This is a genomic window from Stenotrophomonas sp. Steno-C17, from assembly GCF_056393165.1.
The window spans coordinates 52,553-70,967 of sequence record NZ_JBWJPD010000015.1 but is presented as its reverse complement, the minus strand read 5'-3'; the positions used below and the strand labels follow the sequence as shown (position 1 = coordinate 70,967).

Here is an 18,415-nt window from a genome sequence, read left to right as displayed (position 1 = left end):
GGTAGCTGGGCTGAGCCGCGCGCGCGATAGCACGGCCGGCCTGTCCCCCCGCTGTCATCGCGCGGGGGCACTTCATGTGGCGTCCACTGCGGTTCAGCCAGACTCGGCCGGCTCATTCTTTGATCGACCGGAGACCGCCGCCCCATGGAAGCACTGGAGCCGCAACCTTCCCCGGTGCGCACCCTACGGCCTGTGTTCGCCTTCGCGGCGATCGTTGTCGTGGCGTTCGCGCTGTTCGTCAGCCTGTTCCCGCTGGGCGCCGGCCGTCTGCTGGTAAAGGCCCAGGACTGGGCCGCGCTCAATGTGGGCTGGTACTACCTGCTGGCCATGACCCTGTACCTGGTGTTCGTGGTCGGGGTGGCGCTGTCCCGCTATGGCGGCATCAAGCTGGGCGCCGACCATGACGAACCCGAGTTCAGTTATCTGTCCTGGGCCGGCATGCTGTTTGCCGCCGGCATCAGCATCACCCTGTTCTTCTTCTGCGTTTCCGAACCGCTGACCCACTACCTGCAGCCGCCGCAGGGCGATGCCGCCGCCGGCGAGGCCGGTGCGCGCCAGGCCATGCAGCTGCTGTTCCTGCATTGGGGCCTGCACGGCTGGGGCGTATTCGCACTGGCGGCCATGGCGATGGCCTATTTCGCCTATCGCCACAACCTGCCGCTGGCGCTGCGCTCGGCGCTGTACCCGCTGATCGGCAAGCGTATCAACGGCCCCATCGGCTATACCGTGGATGCGCTGGGGATCGTGGCGACCGTGTTCGGCATCGGTGCCGACATGGGCTTCGGCGTGCTGCACCTCAACGCCGGCCTGACCCATCTGTTCAACGTGCCGCATTCCAACCTGGTGCAGATCCTGCTGGTGGTGGCGATGATGGGCGCGGCGGTGGTGGTGGCCGTGTCCGGGGTGGAAAAGGGCGTGCGCTGGATGGCCAACATCAACATGCTGCTGGCCATCGCGCTGGTGCTGTTCATGCTGTGCGCCGGACCCACGCAGTATCTGCTGAGCACGCTGATGCAGAACCTGGGCGACTACCTGGGCAGCGTGGTCGGCAAGAGTTTCGACGTCTACGCCTACGGTGGGCGGCCGCAGTGGCTGAGCGGCTGGACGGTGTTCTACTGGGCGTGGTGGATCGGCTGGGCGCCGTTCGTGGGCCTGTTCATCGCGCGCATCTCGCGCGGGCGCACCATCCGTGAGTTCGTGTTCGGTGTGCTGTTGATCCCGCTGGGGTTCACCTTGGCGTGGCTGTCGATCTTCGGCAACAGTGCGCTGGACCAGGTGCTGCACCACGGCCAGCAGCAACTGGCGCAGTTGGCGGTGGATGATCCGCCCACGGTGCTGTACGCACTGCTGGACGGCTACCCGTGGAGCCGCGTGGTGATCGCGGTGACCGTGCTGGTCAGCTTCATCTTCTTCGTGACCTCGGCTGATTCCGGGGCGGTGGTGTTGTCCACGCTGTCTTCGCATGGCGGCGCGCCGGAAGACGACGGCCCGCGCTGGTTGCGCGTGTTCTGGGGCACGGTGATCGCCGTGCTGACCGCCGGCCTGCTGCTGGCTGGCAGCATCGATGCATTGAAGTCTGCGGTGGTGCTGGCCTCGTTGCCGTTCTCGGCCGTGCTGCTGTTGATGATGTGGGGGCTGACCCGCGCCTTCAGTGACGAATCACACCGCGAGCGTGCGCAGCAGTTCCGTCCATCGCCGCTGATCGGCGATGACCGCCATCACCAGGGCTGGCGGCAGCGCCTGAGCCAGGCCATGCACTTCCCGGTGCGCGACCAGGTGTACCGCTTCATGGACGACACGGTGAAGCCGGCGATGGAAGCGGTGGCCGAACAGTTGAGCGGGCAGGGCTGGGAGGTCAGCACGCGCTTCGAGGCCGGCGACATGGAGTTGTCGGTGAACCACGGCGAGCAGCAGGATTTCCTGTACCGGGTGATTCTCAGCGGCTACCTGACGCCATCGTTCGCCGCCCAGCAGCTGCGCAACCAGCGCTATTACCGGGCCGAAGTGCATCTGTTTGAAGGCAGCCAGGATTACGACCTGGTGGGATACAGCCGCAAGCAGATCATCAACGACATCATCAGCCAGTACGAACGGCACCTGCAGTTCCTGCACTTGAGCCGGTGATGGAGGGCGCGCCGGGCATGGCCCGGCGCTACCGATGATGGAGGCGAACGCCGGGCACGGCACACCGGGACCGGTGATGCATGAATGCTGGGCATGGCTCGGCGCTAGCGCGGTGCATGATGCTGGGTAGAGTCGAGCTTGCTCGACTGCTTTTCCCAACGGCAGTCGAGCAAGCTCGACTCTACGGGGCTGCGCCGGAAACAACCACGAGGTCAGACACAAACAGCCACAGACTGTCCGGGGCTTCGTTGTGACACGCCAGCCCCATCTTGCTGATGCTTACCGGATACCTGACCAGCACACGCTCACCGCGCGGATGCGGAGGCATGGACGAGTGGGTCTCATCCTGGATGACGGTGCCCACAGTGCCGATCAGTGCCCAATAGTTCTCGGAGGCCCGAACGCTGTCGTCAGGCTGCTTGAGCCCGAGAAATGTATCCAGCATTACGCCCCGGCCGATCAAAAGGCTCAATGCACGCCCTCCATCAATACATGCACGGGCGCCATTATCCACGCAGGCGGCGCCGGTACATAGCGCCGCCACTCTGCGAAGGGCTCAAGGCCGCAGCAACACCTTGCCCACGCGCCCGGGCTTGCCGCTGGCGTCCACCGCGGCGGCCACGTCGTCCAGCGCGAAGACACCTTCCACCGGCAGCTTCAGTTCGCCGCTGGCCGCGCGCTGCAGCAGCTCGCCCACCAGCCGGCGCTTGTCTTCCACCGCCATCGCCTGGCTGACCTTGCTGCCCCAGAAGCCCTTCACCGTGGCCTGCTTGAAGATCACATCGCCGGAGGAGATCTGCATCGGCTCGCCCGTCATCGAGCCGAACGACACCAGGGTGCCGCCGCCACCGAGCAGGCCGACCAGATCGCCGGCCGCTGTGCCACCCACCGAATCCACCGCCGCGGTCGCGCCGGCGTCGCCCAGCACCGCGCGCGCGGCGTCCTTCCAGCCATCGCTGGCGGTGGAAAACACATGGGCGATGCCCAGCGCGGCCATCTCCTGCACGCCGGCATCGCGCCGCACCAGATTGACGACAGGCACGCCGCGCGCCGCCGCCAGCATCGCCAGGGTCTTGCCCACCGCGCCATTGGCAGTGTTCTGCACGATCCACTGGCCAGGCTCCACCTGCAGGTACTCCAGCAGCATCAGCGCACTCAACGGCATGGCGATCAACTGCGCGGCGGTTTCATCGGCGATGGCCTCGGGCATCGGAATGACCATGCGCGCCGGGGCGATGAACGCTTCGGCCCAGGTGCCGTGCACCGACGCGGCGGCCACGCGCTGGCCGATCTGCAGCCCTTGCACGCCGTCACCCAGCGCGTCGATGGTGCCCAGCCCTTCGCTGCCACCAACGGCCGGCAGCGTCGGCTTGTAGCCGTACTGGCCGCGCACCGTCCACAGATCGTGGTTGTGGATCGGCGCCAGCACGGTGCGGATGCGCACCTCACCAGGGCCGGGAACCGGCAGGTCGGCGTCACCGGCGGCCAGGACGGTGGCCGGATCGCCGAAGGAAGAATGCAGGGCTGCGCGCATGGGGAAGGTCCTGTGGAAAGAGGAATCTGATGTGGGGTCAACGCCTCGTGCAACAAGCGTTGATGGGTGCAACACCGTATCCTGCGACCATTCGTCGCGACACGATGTGATTACCGCATCTTGTGTTGACGATCTTCCATATCCCCACTATGTTGTGGCCGTCACTCCCGGTCAGCCGCCGCCGCCGGACGATGCAACAGACGTCCCGCGGCCCGCCCCTGAAGGCTTGCCGTGTCGACGCGGCCGCCTTCGTGCGGACCCAGGTCGCCCCCACGGTCCGGATACCGGCCGCAGGCGCAGGCACATGCCGACGATCTGGTGTTCCCGCGCCCTGGCATCCCCAACCGACAGCCCCGTACGCCGGTATCGCGTGCTGGGCCGCCACGGCGCTGCACGTTGCAAGCGTGCCGGCCTGGAGACGCACCACCATGAACGACACAACCTACCGCACGGCCGATCTGGCCGGCGCCGGCGAAGCCTTGTTTGCAGGCGGCGAGCGCGTACCGACCTGGATCAGCAAGGAAGCCGGTAACCGTCGCCTGCCGTTCGACGCCGAGCGCCTGCAGCGCAGCATCGACAGCATCCACGCCGAGTTCCCGCATCTGGACGTGGCCGATTATCGTCGCGTGGTACAGGCCATGGTCGAGCGCAAGCCCAGCATCAGCGCAGACGACCTGGTCGATCTGCTGATCCGCGAGGCGGAATCGCGCGTGGACCTGACCGCACCGGAATGGGAGCAGTTCGCCGCCCGCCTGTACCTGCGCCGCCTGTACAAGCGCGCCAGCCGCAACCGCTTCTACGATGTAGCGCTGAAGTACGGGTCCTTCGTCGGCCTGCAGGAAAGCCTGGCCGACCGCGGTGTGTACAGCAACGATGTGCTGCGCTGCTATTCGAAGGAAGAACTGCAGCAGGCCGGGCAGATGATCGATCCGGAGCGCGATCGCCTGTTCGCTTACAACGGCCTGTATCTGCTGGCCACGCGCTACCTGGCCAGCGATCGCACGCGCGAGGTGTACGAACTGCCGCAGGAGCGCTGGCTGACCATTGCGCTGTACCTGATGCAGGACGAAAAGCCCCGCGAACGGCGCATGCAGCTGGTGGGCGAGGCCTACTGGGCGCTGTCCAACCTGTACATGACCGTGGCCACGCCCACCCTGGCCAACGCCGGCAAGGTCGGTGGCCAGCTCTCCAGCTGCTTCATCGATACGGTGGATGACAGCCTGCAGGGCATCTATGACTCCAATACCGATATCGCGCGTGTTTCCAAGCATGGCGGCGGTGTGGGTGCATACCTGGGCTACGTGCGCAGCAGCGGCGCGCCGATCCGTGGCGTGCCCAATTCATCCGGTGGCGTGGTGCCGTGGATCAAACAGCTCAACAACACGGCCGTGTCGGTGGACCAGCTGGGCCAGCGCAAGGGCGCGGTGGCGGTCTACCTGGATATCTGGCATCGCGATATCGAAGCCTTCCTGGACCTGCGCCTGAACAATGGCGACCAGCGCCTGCGCGCGCATGATGTGTTCACCGCCGTGTGTGTGCCGGATCTGTTCATGGAAGCGGTGGAGCGCCGCGCCGACTGGTACCTGTTCGACCCGCATGAGGTGAAGAGCGCCAAGGGCTGGTACCTGCAGGATTTCTACGACGAGCAGCGCGGGCAGGGCAGTTTCCGCGACCGCTATGCCGAGCTGGTGGCCGACGAACGCATCAGCCGGCGCACCGTGAAGGCCATCGATCTGTTCAAGCGCATCATGCTCAGCCAGCTGGAGACCGGCAATCCGTTCCTGTTCTACCGCGATGAGGTGAACCGGAAGAATCCCAACAAGCATGCGGGCATGGTCTATTCCAGCAACCTGTGCACCGAGATCCTGCAGAACATGAGCCCGACGCGGATGATCCAGGAGATCGTCAGCGGTGACCAGATCGTGACCACGCGCAGGGCAGGGGATTTCGTGGTCTGCAACCTGTCCTCCATCAACCTGGGCCGGGCGATCACTGCGCCGGACGATCTGTTGGCCAGTGACGTGCTGGAGCGATTGATTCCGATCCAGGTGCGCATGCTGGACAACGTGATCGACCTGAATGCCCTGCCGGTGCCGCAGGCCACCATCACCAACCGCAAGTACCGGGCGATCGGCCTGGGTACCTTCGGCTGGCACCACCTGCTGGCGCAGCAGGGCGTGCACTGGGAATCGCCGCAGGCCGAGGCGCTGTCGGACAGCCTGTTCGAGCGCATCAACTTCCTCACCATCCAGGCCAGCGCCGCGCTGGCGCAGGAGAAGGGCAGCTACCCGATGTTCGCCGGCAGCGACTGGCAGACCGGTCGCTACTTCCGTGACCGCCAGTACGCCGGCGAAGGCTGGGAAGCGCTGGCGCAGACCGTGGCCACGCAGGGCCTGCGCAACGGCTGGCTGCTGGCCGTTGCGCCGAACATGAGCACCGCGCAGATTGCCGGCTCCACCGCGTCGATCGACCCGATCTACAGCGCGTTCTACTACGAAGAGAAGAAGGACTACCGCCGGCCGGTGGCCGCGCCGGGGCTGTCACTGGACACCTGGCCGTACTACGAAAAGGGCGCCTACAAGGTAGACCAGTTCGCCAGCGTGCGGCAGAACGCGCGCCGCCAGCGTCACGTGGACCAGGCCATCAGCTTCAACCTGTACGTGCCCAGCAGCATCCGCGCCAGCACCCTGCTGGAACTGCATCTGAGCGCGTGGCGCCAGGGCCTGAAGACCACCTACTACGTGCGCTCCAACGATATCGATGTCAGCGAATGCGAGTGGTGCTCCAGCTGACCGGCGGGCTTCAGCCGCGGTAGCGCCGGGCCATGCCCGGCCAGCGCATCGCGCGGCCATCGCACATTCCGCCGGGCATGGCCCGGCGCTACCTTTGCAGGAACGACCATGGCAACCCCGCTCGACCGCATCAAGATCCTCGAACCCCGCCACCCCAACCGCAGCACCGGCATCATCAACGGGCGAACCAGCGGCATCCTGAACTGGAACGACATTCCGTACCCGTCGTTCTATCGCGCCTACAAGGAGCTCTCCACCAACTTCTGGATTCCCGACGAGGTGGACATGAAGCTGGACGCGCGCCAGTACGGCGAACTGTCCGGGCGCGAGAAGAACGCCTACGACTCGATCATCGGCCTGCTGGCCACGCTGGATTCCCCGCAGACGCGCTTCATCTACAACGTGGCCGAGTACATCACCGACCCGGCCGCGCATGCCAATGCGGCCATCATCGGCCAGCAGGAAGTGATCCACAACGAGAGCTACAGCTATGTGCTGGCCTCGATCACCGACCTGCCCAACCAGAACCGCATCTTCGAGATCGCCCGTACCCACCCGACCATCATCAAGCGCAACGCACCGATCATGGGCGCGTATGACGATTTCATGCGCGAGAAGACCGCCGAGACCCTGCTGAAATCCCTCATCCAGTCGTCGATCCTGGAGGGCATCAACTTCTATTCCGGGTTCGCGTACTTCTACAACATGGTGCGGCAGAACCGGATGAACGGCACCGGTAAGATCATCAGTTTCATCAACCGCGACGAACTGGCCCACACCAAATTCATCAGCGAACTGATCCGCGCCATCATCGGCGAGAACCCGGAACTGCAGACCCAGCAGCTGAGCGACTACGTGCACGGGGCGTTCCAGCACGCCATCGAGCTGGAAACCCAATGGTCCAGCGAGGTGCTTGATGGCATCGACGGCATCGACGTGGACGAAATGGTGCGCTACGTGAAGTACCGGGCCAACAAGATGGCCGGCATGCTGGGCATCGAACGGCTGTACAGCGATACCACCGACAACGTGATGCCCTGGATCAAGGCCTACGCGGACAACTTCACCGAAACCAAGACCGACTTCTTCGAGATGCGCAATGCAAGTTACAAGAAGACCAACGTCGACAACGGCTTCGACGATCTGTGAGCCGCGCGGCACGCTGCGCATCCTGATCGTGGTGGCCTCGCTCAGCGGCAACACGCGTGAACTGGGGCGGATGATTGCCGGCCACTGCCGCGCCGCTGGGCACGTGGTGTATTGGCAGGAGGCCGATGCCGCGGACCCGTCGGAAGCACTGGCTGCAGACCAGGCCGATCTGGTGCTGCTGGGCAGCTGGACCGACAACGCCGGGCGTACGCCCTCGGAGATGAAGGCGTGGATCGCCGCTACCGCTGAGCGCGGGCAACGGCCGCCGCAGGTGGCGGTGTTCGGCACCGGTGAGACGCAGTGGGGGCAGGAGTACTACTGCGGCGCCGTGCAGCGCTTGATCCGCTACTTCCACAGCACCTATCCGCCACTGCGGATTGAACAGATGCCGCATGGCCAACGCCATGCCGCTGCCATCGCCGAATGGACCGCTGCGGTCCTGGCGCATTACTGGAGTACGAACGATGCAGATCATCAACGCCACCACGCCTGAGCAGTTCCAGCAGTTGCTGGCCGAGCATCCGCGCGTGCTGGTGGATTTCCACAAGGACGACTGCCCTGGCTGCCGCATGCTGGACATGTCGCTGCATCGGGTGGCCACCAGCGCGGCCGGGCAGGGCACCACCCTGTTGCGGGTGCAGCTGGAAGCGGTGGGTGAGGCGTTCTTCCGGCAGTTGGGGCTGCGGCAGACGCCCACGCTTTCGTTGTTCCGTGATGGTGACGAGCGCGTGCGGCTGCCCGGTTTCCAGTCACCGCAGCAGATTGAAGCGGCGATCGCACAGCATCTGTAACCCCGAAATGGGCGCCCCGCTTTTGTAGAGTCGAGCCATGCTCGACTGCCTTTCGCGCGATGGCCGATGAGTCGAGCATGGCTCGACTCTACAGGGGCATCCACGCATGGCGTGGATCTACCGGGGTCGCAACGGGCGCACCCGCTTTCTGTAGAGTCGAGCCATGCTCGACTGCCTTTCGCGCGATGCCCGATGAGTCGAGCATGGCTCGACTCTACAGGTGCATCACCCGCCGGCGAAGGTGTCCAGCAGCAGCTTCACGTTCAAACCCACGATCAGCAGCGCAATCACCCACGCGGTGCTGCCCAGCCAGCGCGGCGCCACCAGCGCGCCCATCGTGGCCTTGTCGGTCACCAGCCGCACCAGCGGGATGATGGCGAACGGCAGCTGCATCGACAGCACCACCTGGCTCAGCACCAGCAGTTTCACCGCGCCCTGGTCGCCAAACAGCACGATCACCACCACCACCGGAATGATCGCCAGCAGTCGGGTGATCAGCCGCCGCAGCCAGGGCGGCAGGCGCAGGCGCAGGAAGCCTTCCATCACGATCTGCCCGGCCAAGGTGGCGGTCACCGTGGAATTCAGCCCCGAGGCGAGCAGGGCCACGGCAAACAGGGTCGATGCCAGGCCCACGCCCAGCATCGGTGCCAGCAACTGGTGCGCCTGTTCGATGTCTTCCACATCCAGGCGGCCATTGGCGTGGAACACCGCTGCGGCCAGGATCAGGATGCTGGCGTTGATGAACAGCGCCAGGGTCAGCGCGATGGTGCTGTCGGTCACCGCCCAGCGCAGCGCGCTGCGGCGTCCTTCATCGGTGCGCGGGTAGGCACGGGTCTGCACGATGGACGAGTGCAGGTACAGGTTGTGCGGCATCACGGTGGCGCCGATGATGCCGATGGCGATGTACAGCGCGTGCGGATCGGTCACTACCTGGGCGCGCGGAATGAAGCCGCCCAGCACTTCCATCACCGGTGGCGCGGCCAGTGCGATCTGCACCAGGAAGCAGCCGAAGATGATCATCAGCAGGGCGATCACGAACGCTTCCAGTGCACGGAAGCCCCGGTTCATCAGCAGCAGCACCAGCAGCGTGTCCAGCGCGGTGATCACCGCACCCCACAGCAGCGGCAGATCGAACAGCAGCTTCAGGGCGATGGCGGTGCCGATCACTTCGGCCAGGTCGCAGGCGATGATCGCCGCCTCGCACAGCGCCCACAGCGCCAGGTTCACCGGCTTGGGATAGCGCGCGCGGCAGGCCTGGGCCAGGTCCATGCCGGTGGCGATGCCCAACCGCGCCGACAGCGCCTGCAGGATCACCGCCATCAGGTTCGAGATCAGGATGACCGACAGCAGCAGGTAGCCGAAGCGCGAGCCGCCAGCCAGGTCGGTGGCCCAGTTGCCTGGGTCCATGTAGCCGACCGACACCATGTAGCCGGGGCCGATGAAGGCCAGCAGGCGGAACCACCAATGGCCCTTGTCGGGGACGGCCACTGACGCGTTGAGCGCGCCCAGGCTGGCCGCAGGGGCGGCCGGGGAGTCGGTTTGCGCGACAGTGCTCATGGGTGCAATATAGCCACTGCTATATCGATTAGCAATGTGAAACAATCGTCTTTACCGTGTCACTGGTCCAGAATTCAGCTTCGAATACAGGCATGACTGGAAGGGTGGGCAGACGCGTGCGCAGGAAGGACGATCCGACAACGGCAAAAGCCACCCCCTTGATCGAGGCCGAGCGCCAGGTCGAGAGCTTCCGCCAGGTGCGCGAGGCGCACCGGATGGAGCTGGTGGAAGACTATGTCGAGCTGATCTCCGACCTGCTGGCCGACGGCGGTGAAGCCCGCCAGGTCGACATTGCCACACGCCTGGGCGTGGCCCAGCCCACCGTGGCCAAGATGCTGCGCCGGCTTGCCCGTGATGGCTGGGTGGTACAGCGGCCCTACCGTGGCGTGTTCCTGACCCCGGAGGGCGAGGCGCTGGCCCATGCCAGTCGCCAGCGGCACCAGACCGTGGAGCGCTTCCTGCTGGCGCTGGGTGTCGACCCGGATACGGCGCGGCGTGATGCCGAGGGCATCGAACACCATGTGAGCGAACAGACCCTGGCGCTGTTCGAAGCCTTCGTGCGCAAGGCCGAAGGCGGGGCCGCCTGACAGCGATCTAGCGGGGTCGGATCCCGTTGCCCCGCAACGGGCTCTGACCCCGGTATGCACCGCAAGGGGTCAGAGCCGTTTCCTGCGGAAACGGATCCGACCCCGGCACTTACCGGCCGCGACGGAATGCGGCTGGGCTGCGGGCGCCGACGATGATCATGCGGATCATCGTGGAAATCTGTTCGATCAGTTCCGGGTCTTTTTCCGGCGGCAGGTCCATGGCAGTGGCGCCCATGGCGAACACCAGCCGGGTGATGGCGGTGGCTACCAGTTCCGGCTTGTACAGCTTGGCGCCGTCCAGCGCGGCCAGGCGCACCAGGTCGTGCTGCAGCTCTTCTTCGAAGTAGTGCAGCTCGCGTTCCACCGCGTGCTTGAAATCGTCCGACCCCACCGCGCCTTCGCGCAGCAGCACGTGCAGCAGCTTGTCGTCGGCGCGCAGCTGCTCCATGAACGTTTCCACCGACACCCGCACCACACTGGTGGCGGTGGAGGTGGCGCGCTGGCGGGCCTCACCGATGATGGTGCGCAGCGAGCGCCCGGCCACATCGATCAGCGCCACGGCCAGTTCGTCCATGTCGCGGAACTGGCGGTAGAAGCTGTTGGGCGCGATGCCGGCTTCGCGCGCCACTTCGCGCAGGCTGAGCGTGGACAGGCTGCGGTGCGGGCCGATCAGTTTCAGCGCGGCGGCCAGCAGGTCCTCGCGGCTCACCGTGCGGCGGGCCGGGCTGTTGGCATCTTCGGGCGGCGTCAGGGCGGTGGCAGCGGCCATGGGACTTCCGGGGGGACAAGGCTGAATCATACCCAATCCGGTTCAATATACACATGTATACACAGGTGTATGTGCGCCCGTATAGTGGCCCCATGAGCGCTGTCATCCGTCCGTCCCTGTTCTCCCCGTACCGCTGGCTGTCGCCGTCGCTGTTCGATTTCTGGGCCGGCCAGCTGAATCCGCTGTGGACCCTGCGCGAGCCGCTGGCCCGCCTGGTCCGGCGTGAACCGGCCGGCGAGGGCGCCAGCACTCTGGTGCTGCGCTGCAACCGGCACTGGAAGGGCATGCGCGCCGGCCAGCACGTCACTCTGGGCGTGGAGCTGGGCGGCCGCATCCTGCGCCGCAGCTACAGCCCGACCATGATCGGGCGCCGCGAGCTGGCCATCACGGTCAAGGGCGTGGAAGGCGGCGTGGTCAGCCAGCATCTGCTGCAGCACGCGCGGCCGGGCGATCTGTTCCGCCTGGATGCCGCGTTCGGCGACTTCCACATGCCGTCGGCGGCGCCGGTCCTGCTGCTGGCCGCCGGCAGCGGCATCACCCCCATGCGCAGCCTGCTGCGCGAGGCCTGCCAGCGCCCGCTGGCGGCCCCGGTGGACCTGTTCTACTGGGAACGTACCGCTGCAGCCCAGCAGTTCCGTGACGAACTGCTGGCGCTGGCCGCAGCCACCCCGAACCTGCGCGTGCACCTGCTCACCACCCGCGACGGCGATGCCCCGGCTGCGCGCATCGATCGCCATACCTTGATGGTGCCCGGCGATGACACCCCGCTGGCCCAGCGCCATGTACTGGCCTGTGGCCCGGATGGGTTCGTCGCCGCCGCGCGTGCGCGCCTGGCCCACCAGGTGGCCGGCTTCCAGGCCGAAGCCTTCACCCCGCCGGCGCCCATCACCGGTGCCGACAGCGAGGGCGAAGTGGCCCTGACCCTGGCCCGCAGTGGCCGCCAGTTGAGGGTGCCGCGTAACCGTTCGCTGCTGGAAAGCCTGGAAGCGCAGGGCATCAAGCCCAAGCACGGCTGCCGCATGGGCATCTGCAATACCTGTACCTGCGAAGGCGTCAGTGGCAGTACCCGCCACCTGCGCACCGGCGACACCCAGTCTGGACCGGCCGCGCCGGTACGGATCTGCGTGAGCGCGCCGACCACCGACCTGACTTTGGATCTCTGAGGAACCGTTGCCATGACCCGCGCTACTGACCGTGCCCTGAGTCCCGCCGAGATGGATGCCTTCGGTGTGGAACTCGACGCGATCCGCGACCGTGTGATCGGCAGCCTGGGCGCGTCCGACACCCGCTACATCCGCCGCGTGGCCGCCGCCGTGCGCTGGTCCGGCGTGCTGGGCCGTGGCCTGCTGTTCCTGGGCGCGTTCTCGCCGCTGTTCTGGGCGCCGCTGCTGTGGCCGGCCTGCATTGCCGGCACGCTGCTGCTGGCGCTGGCCAAGATCCTGGAAAACATGGAGCTGGGCCACAACGTGATGCACGGCCAGTACGACTGGACCGGCGACCCCAAGCTCAACGGCAACACCTACGAGTGGGACATCGTCGCCACCGGTGACAACTGGCGCAAGACCCACAATTTCCGCCACCACACCTACACCAATGTGCGTGGCATGGACGATGACATCGGCTACGGCCTGCTGCGCATCTTCCCGGAACAGCGCTGGAAGCCGTTCTACCTGCTGCAGCCGATCATCGCGCCGATCTTCGCGCTGCTGTTCCAGTGGGGCGTGGCCGCGCAGGACCTGCGCCTCGGCCGCTGGTTCAAGGGCCGCATCAGCAGCCGTGCCATGTGGCTGCAGACCCGCCCGGTGGCGCGCAAGATGCTGCGCCAGGTGCTGAAGGATTACGTGTTCTTCCCGCTGCTGGCCGGTCCGTTCTTCCTGCCGGTGATGCTGGGCAACCTGGTGGCCAACGGCCTGCGCAACATCTGGACCTACGTCATCATCTTCTGCGGCCATTTCACCGCCGAATCGGAAACCTTCCCCAAGGAATGCCTGCGCAATGAATCGCGCGGCCACTGGTACCTGCGCCAGCTGCGCGGTTCGTCCAACATCAGCGGTGGTTTCATCATCAACGTGCTGTCGGGCAACCTGAGCCACCAGATCGAGCACCATTTCTATCCCGACCTGCCGGCCAACCGCTACGCGACCATCGCCAAGGAAGTGAAGGACATCTGCCGCCGCTACGGCCAGCACTACAACAACGGCTCGCTGCCGCGCCAGTTCGGCCAGGTGGTCTGGCGCATCCTGCGCCACGCGTTCCCCAGCAAGCCGCGGCGCCTGCCGCTGGCCGACATCCTGTCGCCGCCCAGCCCGGCACCGGCCAACGCGGGCTGATCGCTCAGCCCGCCTGCACCTGGGCGGCGCCGTCGGCGCGGTCCAGGCGGCGCAGGAACACCTGCATTTCCCGCTGTGCCTGCTGGTCGCCCTTGCTGCCGGCCGCGCACAGCCCACGTTCCCAAGCGGCGCGCGCAGCGCCCGGCTGGCCACCGGCCAGCCATGCCTTGCCCAGCAGCTTCCACGCGGCTGAATACTGCGGGTCCAGCGCCACGCAGCGGCCCAGGTGCATGGCCGCCCGCAGGGTGTCGCCCGCATCCAGCCAGCCTTTGCCCAGGCCGAAGCGCAGCAGCGCGCTGTCCTTGCCTGCGGCCAACAGCGCTTCCAGTGCCTGCACGTTCATGGAATGACCTCGAACACAGGCTGCATCGTTCCCGATTGAAAACGCCCGCGGTGGAACAGCAGCGGGGCCTGGTCAGCGTCGCTGGCCTGCAGCACGCGACCCACCAGCAGCAGGTGGTCGCCCACCGGCCAGTGCGCGTGGCGGCTGCACACCAGGTGCGCCACTGCGCCGGCAATGCGCGGCGGCAGGCCGTCCTCGTCGTCCAGCAATGGCACGCCTTCGAAGCGATCGCGCACCAGCGGGTCGGCGAACTGGCGTGCCAGCGCAACCTGCTGGGCGCTCAGCACGCTGATCGCAAACTGCGGTGCACGCTGGAACGCCTTCAGGCTGTGCGCGTGCAGTGCCAGGGTCCACGACACCAGCGGCGGCTGCAGCGAAACCGGCACGAACGAGTTGATGGTCAGGCCGTGCAGCTTGCCGCGCGCGTCGCGGGTGGTGGCAATGGCCACCCCGGTGGGGTAGTGGCCCAATAGTCGCCGCAGGGCCCGCGGTGCCAGCGCGACCGATGGCTGCACGGCCGGGGCGGGGTAGACCCCCGCCCACGGCCCGGCATAGGGCATGCCGTCGGCGCTCATGCGTGCATCGCCTGTGCGTAGCGACGCTCCACCTCGGCCCAGTGGATGATCTGGAAGAACGCGCCGATGTAGTCCGGACGGCGGTTCTGGTAGTGCAGGTAATAGGCGTGCTCCCAGACATCCAGTGCCAGGATCGGCGTGCTGCCGGACAGGCCCACGGCCGCGCCCATCAGCGGGTTGTCCTGGTTGGCGCTGCTTTCGATCTGCAACCGCCCGCTGCCATCGCTGGTCAGCCACGCCCAGCCGCTGCCGAAGCGGGTCTGCGCGGCCTTGCTGAAGGCGTCCTTGAACGCATCCATTCCGCCCAGGTCGCGTTCGATCGCTGCGGCCAACGCGGCGCCGGGGGCACCGCCGGCCGGGCTCAGCACCGACCAGAACAGGCTGTGGTTGGCATGGCCGCCGCCGTTGTTGCGTACCGGTGTGCGCAGCGCTTCGGGCAGGGCCTCCAGGTCGGCAATCAGGTCTTCCACCGGCGTGGCCGGCAGCCCGGCCTGTTCCAGGGCGGCATTGAGGTTGTTGATGTAGGTCTGGTGGTGCTTGCCATGGTGGATTTCCATGGTGCGCGCATCGAAGTGCGGTTCCAGCGCGTCGTAGGCGTAGGGCAGGGCGGGAAGCGAGTACGGCATTGCAACAGTCTCCGTGGGGGCCAGGTGTCTGGCCGGGGGAGCACTGTTATCGCGCCTCAACCATGGTTGAGGTCAAGCATCCGCTGCGCTCGCCGGGCGTGGCCCGGCGCTACCTTCGAACGCGGCTTCGAGCTTGTCGAGGAACGTGAAGAGGATCTTGTTCATGCCCTCGTAGTCCTGCGCCAACAGTTCCGCCGGCTGCTGGACGAAGCGCGATGAACGGAAGGCGTCCAGCTCCTGCGTGGATGCGGCAATCAGCAACGCAACAACCTCGCGGTTGAACTCCATGTGGCACTGGAAGCCATACACCAGGGGGCTGTACTGCACGATCTGCCGTGGGCAGCCCTCGCTCCGGGCGATGACCGTGGCATCGGCGGTCAGGCCGGGCATGTCGTTGTGCCAATGGCCAACGTCGAGCGTGTCGCCGAAGTGGGCGAATTTGGGGTTGGCACGCCCTGCGGCGGTCAGGGTGATCGGGAACGTGCCGATTTCCTTGTGTGGGCTGTGCTCGAAGGAAGCACCCAGGGCTTCGCCGATCAATTGCGCGCCGAGGCAGACGCCCACGACCGGCTTGGCTGCGGCGACAAACGCTGAAATCAAGGCTTTCTCTGCCGCGGCGTTGAAATGCGGACACTGGTCGAGGGTGGTCGCCGGGGATTGTGGGCCGCCCATGACGACCAGCATGTCGTGGGCATCCTGGGTTGAGCGGAATGTGGGGCAGGGGGGGAGTGCATGCGCGCGCTACAGCGCGAGACGTTTCATCGCAGCGGCCAGGTCATCGGCAAAACGCACCGCATCATCGGCTGCGAGAGAGGAAATCGTCAGGCGCACGCCATGGCACGGCGACGGCACGCCGAAAGACGCTCCGCCCCGGGTCAGCCAGCCGTGCCGGGCAAGCTCGAGCACCAGCGGTTGGCTGTCTGTTTCCATGGGAATCCATACATTGAGCCCGTCGGTCGACGCGGCGGTCGCGATCCCGCGCTCCTGCAGGAGGCGCCGCAACAGGGAGCGTCTTTCCGCATAGCGGTCGCGTGCGCCTGCGATCCGGGCGTTGATTGCGGGCGAAGTGAGGCAACCGATCACCGCCTGCTGCAGCAGGTGGCTGACCCAGTGGGTACCGGCGGTCAATCGAAGCCGCAGTGCGCTGGCGGTGTGATCGTCGCTGGCAACAACGGCCAGTCTCAGGTCCGGCCCCAGCGCCTTGGTCACGGACCTGACCAGTGCCCAGCGCCGCGCATTGGCCGGAATCACGTTGAAATAGCGGTCCGTGGCGAGCATGGCAAAGTGATCGTCAACGATGACCAGAACATTGGGATGGCGGGACAGTACGCCCCGGATCTCGGCGGCTCGCCTGGCGCCAAGCGCGCATCCGGTGGGGTTCTGCGCACGTGGCGTCAGGATCACGGCCTGGGCGCCCTGGGCAAGTGCCGCCTCCAGCTCCGCCGGGATCATGCCCTTGCCATCCATCCCGACCGGCGCCGGCTGCAGGCCCGCCACGCGCAAGGTGTTCACGCTGCTGACAAAGCCGGGGTTTTCCACCACCACCTTGTCGCCGGGCACAAGGTGGCAGGCCAGCAGCCGCTCCACGGCGTCTACCGCGCCCCCGGTGATGTCTATCTGGAAGGCGGGCGGGCAGTCGCCCTGCATCCACGCAATGGCCAGTGCTTCCAGCTCGGGATGGACCGCCGGCGCCCCGTAAAGCGCAGCTGGCTTGGGCCGTTGAGCAAGCACCTGCACGATGTCCGGCAGCCAATCGGGATCCGGGTTGCCTCCGGCCAGGTCCATCAACCTGCATCCCGGTCGGGTTCCCTCGGCTTCGCCCAGGCGCATCGGGTCACGAATCGTCGTGCCCAGGCGGCCCTGGGTCGTCGCAACGCCTGCGTTGACCAGGCGCTTGTACGCGCTGGACACCGTATTGCGGTTGACCCCCAGCAAGGCGGCCAGATCGCGGACGGTCGGCAGCTCCTGCCCCGCTCGCAGGCGACCGGCCTGGACCAGGCCGCGAATGCTTTCGAAGATGGCCACTGCCGAGTTGCCTGCGATTTCCACAATGTCCTGGGACGTGATAGCTTATTGGCCTAGGACAATAACACGGATGCCATCGCGCAGGGCGCGAAGCGGCAACCACACCGCGTGAGGCATTGAATGACGACTGGCGGCAACCCACAGACGGCCACACGGCACGATCTTCACGGTCTGTGGCCCGAGGCGACCTCGGTGCAGGACATCGTGGCGAATCTGTCCACGGTGCAGTCCAGGATCGACGCGGCCTGCCTGCGCGTTGGGCGCGACGCGGCCAGTGTCAGGCTGCTGCCGGTCAGCAAGACCAAGCCGGAAGCCACCGTGCGCCGCGCCTTTGCAGCGGGCTGCCGGATGCTGGGCGAGAACAAGGTCCAGGAGGCCGTGGCGAAGTGGGAAGCGACCCAGGACCTGGCGGGGCTGAAGTGGTCGGTCATCGGCCACCTGCAGACCAACAAAGCGAAGGTGGTCGCCCGCTTCGCCGATGAATTCCAGGCACTGGACAGCCTGAAACTGGCCGAAGCACTGGACCGCAGGCTGCAGGCCGAGGGGCGCGGCCTGGATGTCTTCGTGCAGGTCAACACGTCAGGTGAAGCCAGCAAGTACGGGCTGGACATCGACAGCGTGCATGCATTCCTGCGCCAGTTGGCACCCTACAGCGCGCTACGCGTGCGGGGCCTGATGACCTTGGCCATGCTCTCCGCGCAACCCGACCAGGTGCGCCCTTGCTTCATCCGCCTCAGGCAGCTGCGCGACCGCCTGCAGCGGGAGGCCATCGCGGGTGTGTCACTGCAGGAGCTGTCCATGGGCATGTCGGGCGACTACGAGATTGCCATCGAAGAAGGCGCCACGGTCGTGCGCGTCGGGCAGGCCATTTTCGGCGCTCGTGCCACGCTTGATTCCCACTACTGGCCTTCTGATGGCGAGGGGAGCGGGGCATGACGGTGTACCGACTGAACCTGTACCGGGACGATCGCCTGCTCGGGCACTTTGAAACGGGAACGTCCACCCGCCGGGAGGATCTGCGGGAGCTGGTGGACCGCTTGAGCGTGGACTATCGGGTCGAGACGCTGGCGAGCTACGACGAAAAGCGACTGGTCGAGGCGTCTGCGGAAGGCATCAAGGTGCTTTACCGGGAGCTGCAGTTCAGGCCGGTCGACCTGACCTGACGACGGCCCCGTTGCCCGTCGGTAGGTGTCCACCTTGGTGGACACGCCGT

18 protein-coding genes and 1 pseudogene are annotated in these 18,415 nt (G+C 66.3%); 10 read left to right on the top strand and 9 right to left on the bottom strand.

Features of this window, described 5'->3' with window-relative positions:
- The first annotated feature begins 144 nt into the window (after window positions 1–144).
- Window positions 145–2,124, top strand: coding sequence for a choline BCCT transporter BetT (betT, locus tag AC06FA_RS14275; protein WP_478068879.1), 1,980 nt, complete (start codon window positions 145–147; stop codon window positions 2,122–2,124).
- A gap of 181 nt (window positions 2,125–2,305) precedes the next feature.
- Here the strand turns inward: betT and AC06FA_RS14270 are convergent, their stop codons facing one another.
- Together AC06FA_RS14270 and AC06FA_RS14265 are read right to left on the bottom strand one after the other, a co-directional pair.
- Window positions 2,306–2,596, bottom strand: a complete 291-nt coding sequence (locus tag AC06FA_RS14270; protein WP_478068878.1) for a hypothetical protein — start codon at window positions 2,594–2,596, stop codon at window positions 2,306–2,308.
- An 84-nt stretch (window positions 2,597–2,680) separates the two neighbouring features.
- Window positions 2,681–3,658 (bottom strand): zinc-binding dehydrogenase, encoded by a 978-nt coding sequence (locus tag AC06FA_RS14265; RefSeq protein ID WP_478068877.1) that lies wholly within the window; start codon window positions 3,656–3,658, stop codon window positions 2,681–2,683.
- A gap of 428 nt (window positions 3,659–4,086) precedes the next feature.
- Here AC06FA_RS14265 and AC06FA_RS14260 point away from each other — a divergent pair, with 428 nt between their 5' ends.
- The 4 genes from AC06FA_RS14260 to AC06FA_RS14245 all read left to right on the top strand — a co-directional run bounded on the left by AC06FA_RS14260 (window position 4,087) and on the right by AC06FA_RS14245 (window position 8,390).
- Entirely contained in the window at window positions 4,087–6,450 is a 2,364-nt protein-coding gene (locus AC06FA_RS14260) for a ribonucleoside-diphosphate reductase subunit alpha (protein ID WP_478068876.1), read from the top strand.
- Between the two features lie 108 nt (window positions 6,451–6,558).
- Window positions 6,559–7,599: a ribonucleotide-diphosphate reductase subunit beta gene (locus AC06FA_RS14255; RefSeq protein ID WP_312709022.1), complete on the top strand. Its 1,041-nt coding sequence runs from the start codon at window positions 6,559–6,561 to the stop codon at window positions 7,597–7,599.
- 13 nt (window positions 7,600–7,612) lie between these two features.
- The gene (locus AC06FA_RS14250) at window positions 7,613–8,092 is read left to right on the top strand and encodes a flavodoxin (RefSeq protein ID WP_478068910.1); all 480 of its coding nucleotides are present in this window, start codon (window positions 7,613–7,615) and stop codon (window positions 8,090–8,092) included.
- Entirely contained in the window at window positions 8,064–8,390 is a 327-nt protein-coding gene (locus AC06FA_RS14245; protein ID WP_478068875.1) for a thioredoxin family protein, read from the top strand. The genes AC06FA_RS14250 and AC06FA_RS14245 overlap by 29 nt, the downstream gene beginning before the upstream one ends.
- 225 nt (window positions 8,391–8,615) lie before the next feature.
- On the opposite strand, the gene AC06FA_RS14240 is transcribed toward AC06FA_RS14245, so the two are convergent.
- Window positions 8,616–9,947, bottom strand: a complete 1,332-nt coding sequence (locus AC06FA_RS14240; protein ID WP_478068874.1) for an Nramp family divalent metal transporter — start codon at window positions 9,945–9,947, stop codon at window positions 8,616–8,618.
- Window positions 9,948–10,039: 92 nt separating this feature from the next.
- Here AC06FA_RS14240 and mntR point away from each other — a divergent pair, with 92 nt between their 5' ends.
- A complete protein-coding gene (gene mntR, locus AC06FA_RS14235) occupies window positions 10,040–10,534 on the top strand; it encodes a manganese-binding transcriptional regulator MntR (protein WP_478068873.1) in 495 nt (164 codons plus the stop codon).
- Window positions 10,535–10,643: 109 nt separating this feature from the next.
- Here mntR and fabR read toward each other — a convergent pair whose 3' ends face one another.
- Entirely contained in the window at window positions 10,644–11,303 is a 660-nt protein-coding gene (gene fabR, locus AC06FA_RS14230) for an HTH-type transcriptional repressor FabR (RefSeq protein WP_478068872.1), read from the bottom strand.
- Window positions 11,304–11,395: 92 nt separating this feature from the next.
- Here fabR and AC06FA_RS14225 point away from each other — a divergent pair, with 92 nt between their 5' ends.
- Together AC06FA_RS14225 and AC06FA_RS14220 are read left to right on the top strand one after the other, a co-directional pair.
- Window positions 11,396–12,466 (top strand): ferredoxin reductase, encoded by a 1,071-nt coding sequence (locus tag AC06FA_RS14225; protein ID WP_478068871.1) that lies wholly within the window; start codon window positions 11,396–11,398, stop codon window positions 12,464–12,466.
- A 12-nt stretch (window positions 12,467–12,478) separates the two neighbouring features.
- Entirely contained in the window at window positions 12,479–13,633 is a 1,155-nt protein-coding gene (locus AC06FA_RS14220; RefSeq protein ID WP_478068870.1) for a fatty acid desaturase family protein, read from the top strand.
- Between the two features lie 4 nt (window positions 13,634–13,637).
- On the opposite strand, the gene AC06FA_RS14215 is transcribed toward AC06FA_RS14220, so the two are convergent.
- The 5 genes and pseudogenes from AC06FA_RS14215 to ptsJ all read right to left on the bottom strand — a co-directional run bounded on the left by AC06FA_RS14215 (window position 13,638) and on the right by ptsJ (window position 17,226).
- Window positions 13,638–13,976 (bottom strand): tetratricopeptide repeat protein, encoded by a 339-nt coding sequence (locus AC06FA_RS14215; RefSeq protein WP_478068869.1) that lies wholly within the window; start codon window positions 13,974–13,976, stop codon window positions 13,638–13,640.
- Window positions 13,973–14,551, bottom strand: a complete 579-nt coding sequence (locus tag AC06FA_RS14210) for a flavin reductase family protein (protein WP_478068868.1) — start codon at window positions 14,549–14,551, stop codon at window positions 13,973–13,975. Before AC06FA_RS14210 ends, AC06FA_RS14215 begins: the two co-directional genes overlap by 4 nt.
- Window positions 14,548–15,177: a superoxide dismutase gene (locus AC06FA_RS14205; RefSeq protein WP_478068867.1), complete on the bottom strand. Its 630-nt coding sequence runs from the start codon at window positions 15,175–15,177 to the stop codon at window positions 14,548–14,550. The genes AC06FA_RS14210 and AC06FA_RS14205 overlap by 4 nt, the downstream gene beginning before the upstream one ends.
- Window positions 15,178–15,249: 72 nt before the next feature.
- Window positions 15,250–15,867: pseudogene (locus tag AC06FA_RS14200) on the bottom strand (glutamine amidotransferase-related protein); the annotation flags it as partial.
- 51 nt (window positions 15,868–15,918) lie between these two features.
- Entirely contained in the window at window positions 15,919–17,226 is a 1,308-nt protein-coding gene (ptsJ, locus tag AC06FA_RS14195) for a MocR-like B6 salvage transcription factor PtsJ (protein WP_478068866.1), read from the bottom strand.
- 96 nt (window positions 17,227–17,322) lie between these two features.
- Between ptsJ and AC06FA_RS14190 the strand changes: the two genes are divergently transcribed.
- Entirely contained in the window at window positions 17,323–18,138 is an 816-nt protein-coding gene (locus tag AC06FA_RS14190) for a YggS family pyridoxal phosphate-dependent enzyme (RefSeq protein ID WP_478068865.1), read from the top strand.
- Window positions 18,135–18,365, top strand: coding sequence for a hypothetical protein (locus AC06FA_RS14185; RefSeq protein WP_478068864.1), 231 nt, complete (start codon window positions 18,135–18,137; stop codon window positions 18,363–18,365). The genes AC06FA_RS14190 and AC06FA_RS14185 overlap by 4 nt, the downstream gene beginning before the upstream one ends.
- Window positions 18,366–18,415 lie beyond the last annotated feature (50 nt).

What these genes read in the sequence shown, in the direction of transcription:
- betT (WP_478068879.1), top strand. Translation starts at nt 145, where the DNA reads ATGGAAGCACTGGAGCCGCAACCTTCCCCGGTGCGCACCCTACGGCCT.
- AC06FA_RS14265 (WP_478068877.1), bottom strand. Translation starts at nt 3,658, where the DNA reads ATGCGCGCAGCCCTGCATTCTTCCTTCGGCGATCCGGCCACCGTCCTG.
- AC06FA_RS14260 (WP_478068876.1), top strand. Translation starts at nt 4,087, where the DNA reads ATGAACGACACAACCTACCGCACGGCCGATCTGGCCGGCGCCGGCGAA.
- AC06FA_RS14255 (WP_312709022.1), top strand. Translation starts at nt 6,559, where the DNA reads ATGGCAACCCCGCTCGACCGCATCAAGATCCTCGAACCCCGCCACCCC.
- AC06FA_RS14245 (WP_478068875.1), top strand. Translation starts at nt 8,064, where the DNA reads ATGCAGATCATCAACGCCACCACGCCTGAGCAGTTCCAGCAGTTGCTG.
- AC06FA_RS14240 (WP_478068874.1), bottom strand. Translation starts at nt 9,947, where the DNA reads ATGAGCACTGTCGCGCAAACCGACTCCCCGGCCGCCCCTGCGGCCAGC.
- mntR (WP_478068873.1), top strand. Translation starts at nt 10,040, where the DNA reads ATGACTGGAAGGGTGGGCAGACGCGTGCGCAGGAAGGACGATCCGACA.
- fabR (WP_478068872.1), bottom strand. Translation starts at nt 11,303, where the DNA reads ATGGCCGCTGCCACCGCCCTGACGCCGCCCGAAGATGCCAACAGCCCG.
- AC06FA_RS14225 (WP_478068871.1), top strand. Translation starts at nt 11,396, where the DNA reads ATGAGCGCTGTCATCCGTCCGTCCCTGTTCTCCCCGTACCGCTGGCTG.
- AC06FA_RS14220 (WP_478068870.1), top strand. Translation starts at nt 12,479, where the DNA reads ATGACCCGCGCTACTGACCGTGCCCTGAGTCCCGCCGAGATGGATGCC.
- AC06FA_RS14215 (WP_478068869.1), bottom strand. Translation starts at nt 13,976, where the DNA reads ATGAACGTGCAGGCACTGGAAGCGCTGTTGGCCGCAGGCAAGGACAGC.
- AC06FA_RS14210 (WP_478068868.1), bottom strand. Translation starts at nt 14,551, where the DNA reads ATGAGCGCCGACGGCATGCCCTATGCCGGGCCGTGGGCGGGGGTCTAC.
- AC06FA_RS14205 (WP_478068867.1), bottom strand. Translation starts at nt 15,177, where the DNA reads ATGCCGTACTCGCTTCCCGCCCTGCCCTACGCCTACGACGCGCTGGAA.
- AC06FA_RS14190 (WP_478068865.1), top strand. Translation starts at nt 17,323, where the DNA reads ATGACGACTGGCGGCAACCCACAGACGGCCACACGGCACGATCTTCAC.
- AC06FA_RS14185 (WP_478068864.1), top strand. Translation starts at nt 18,135, where the DNA reads ATGACGGTGTACCGACTGAACCTGTACCGGGACGATCGCCTGCTCGGG.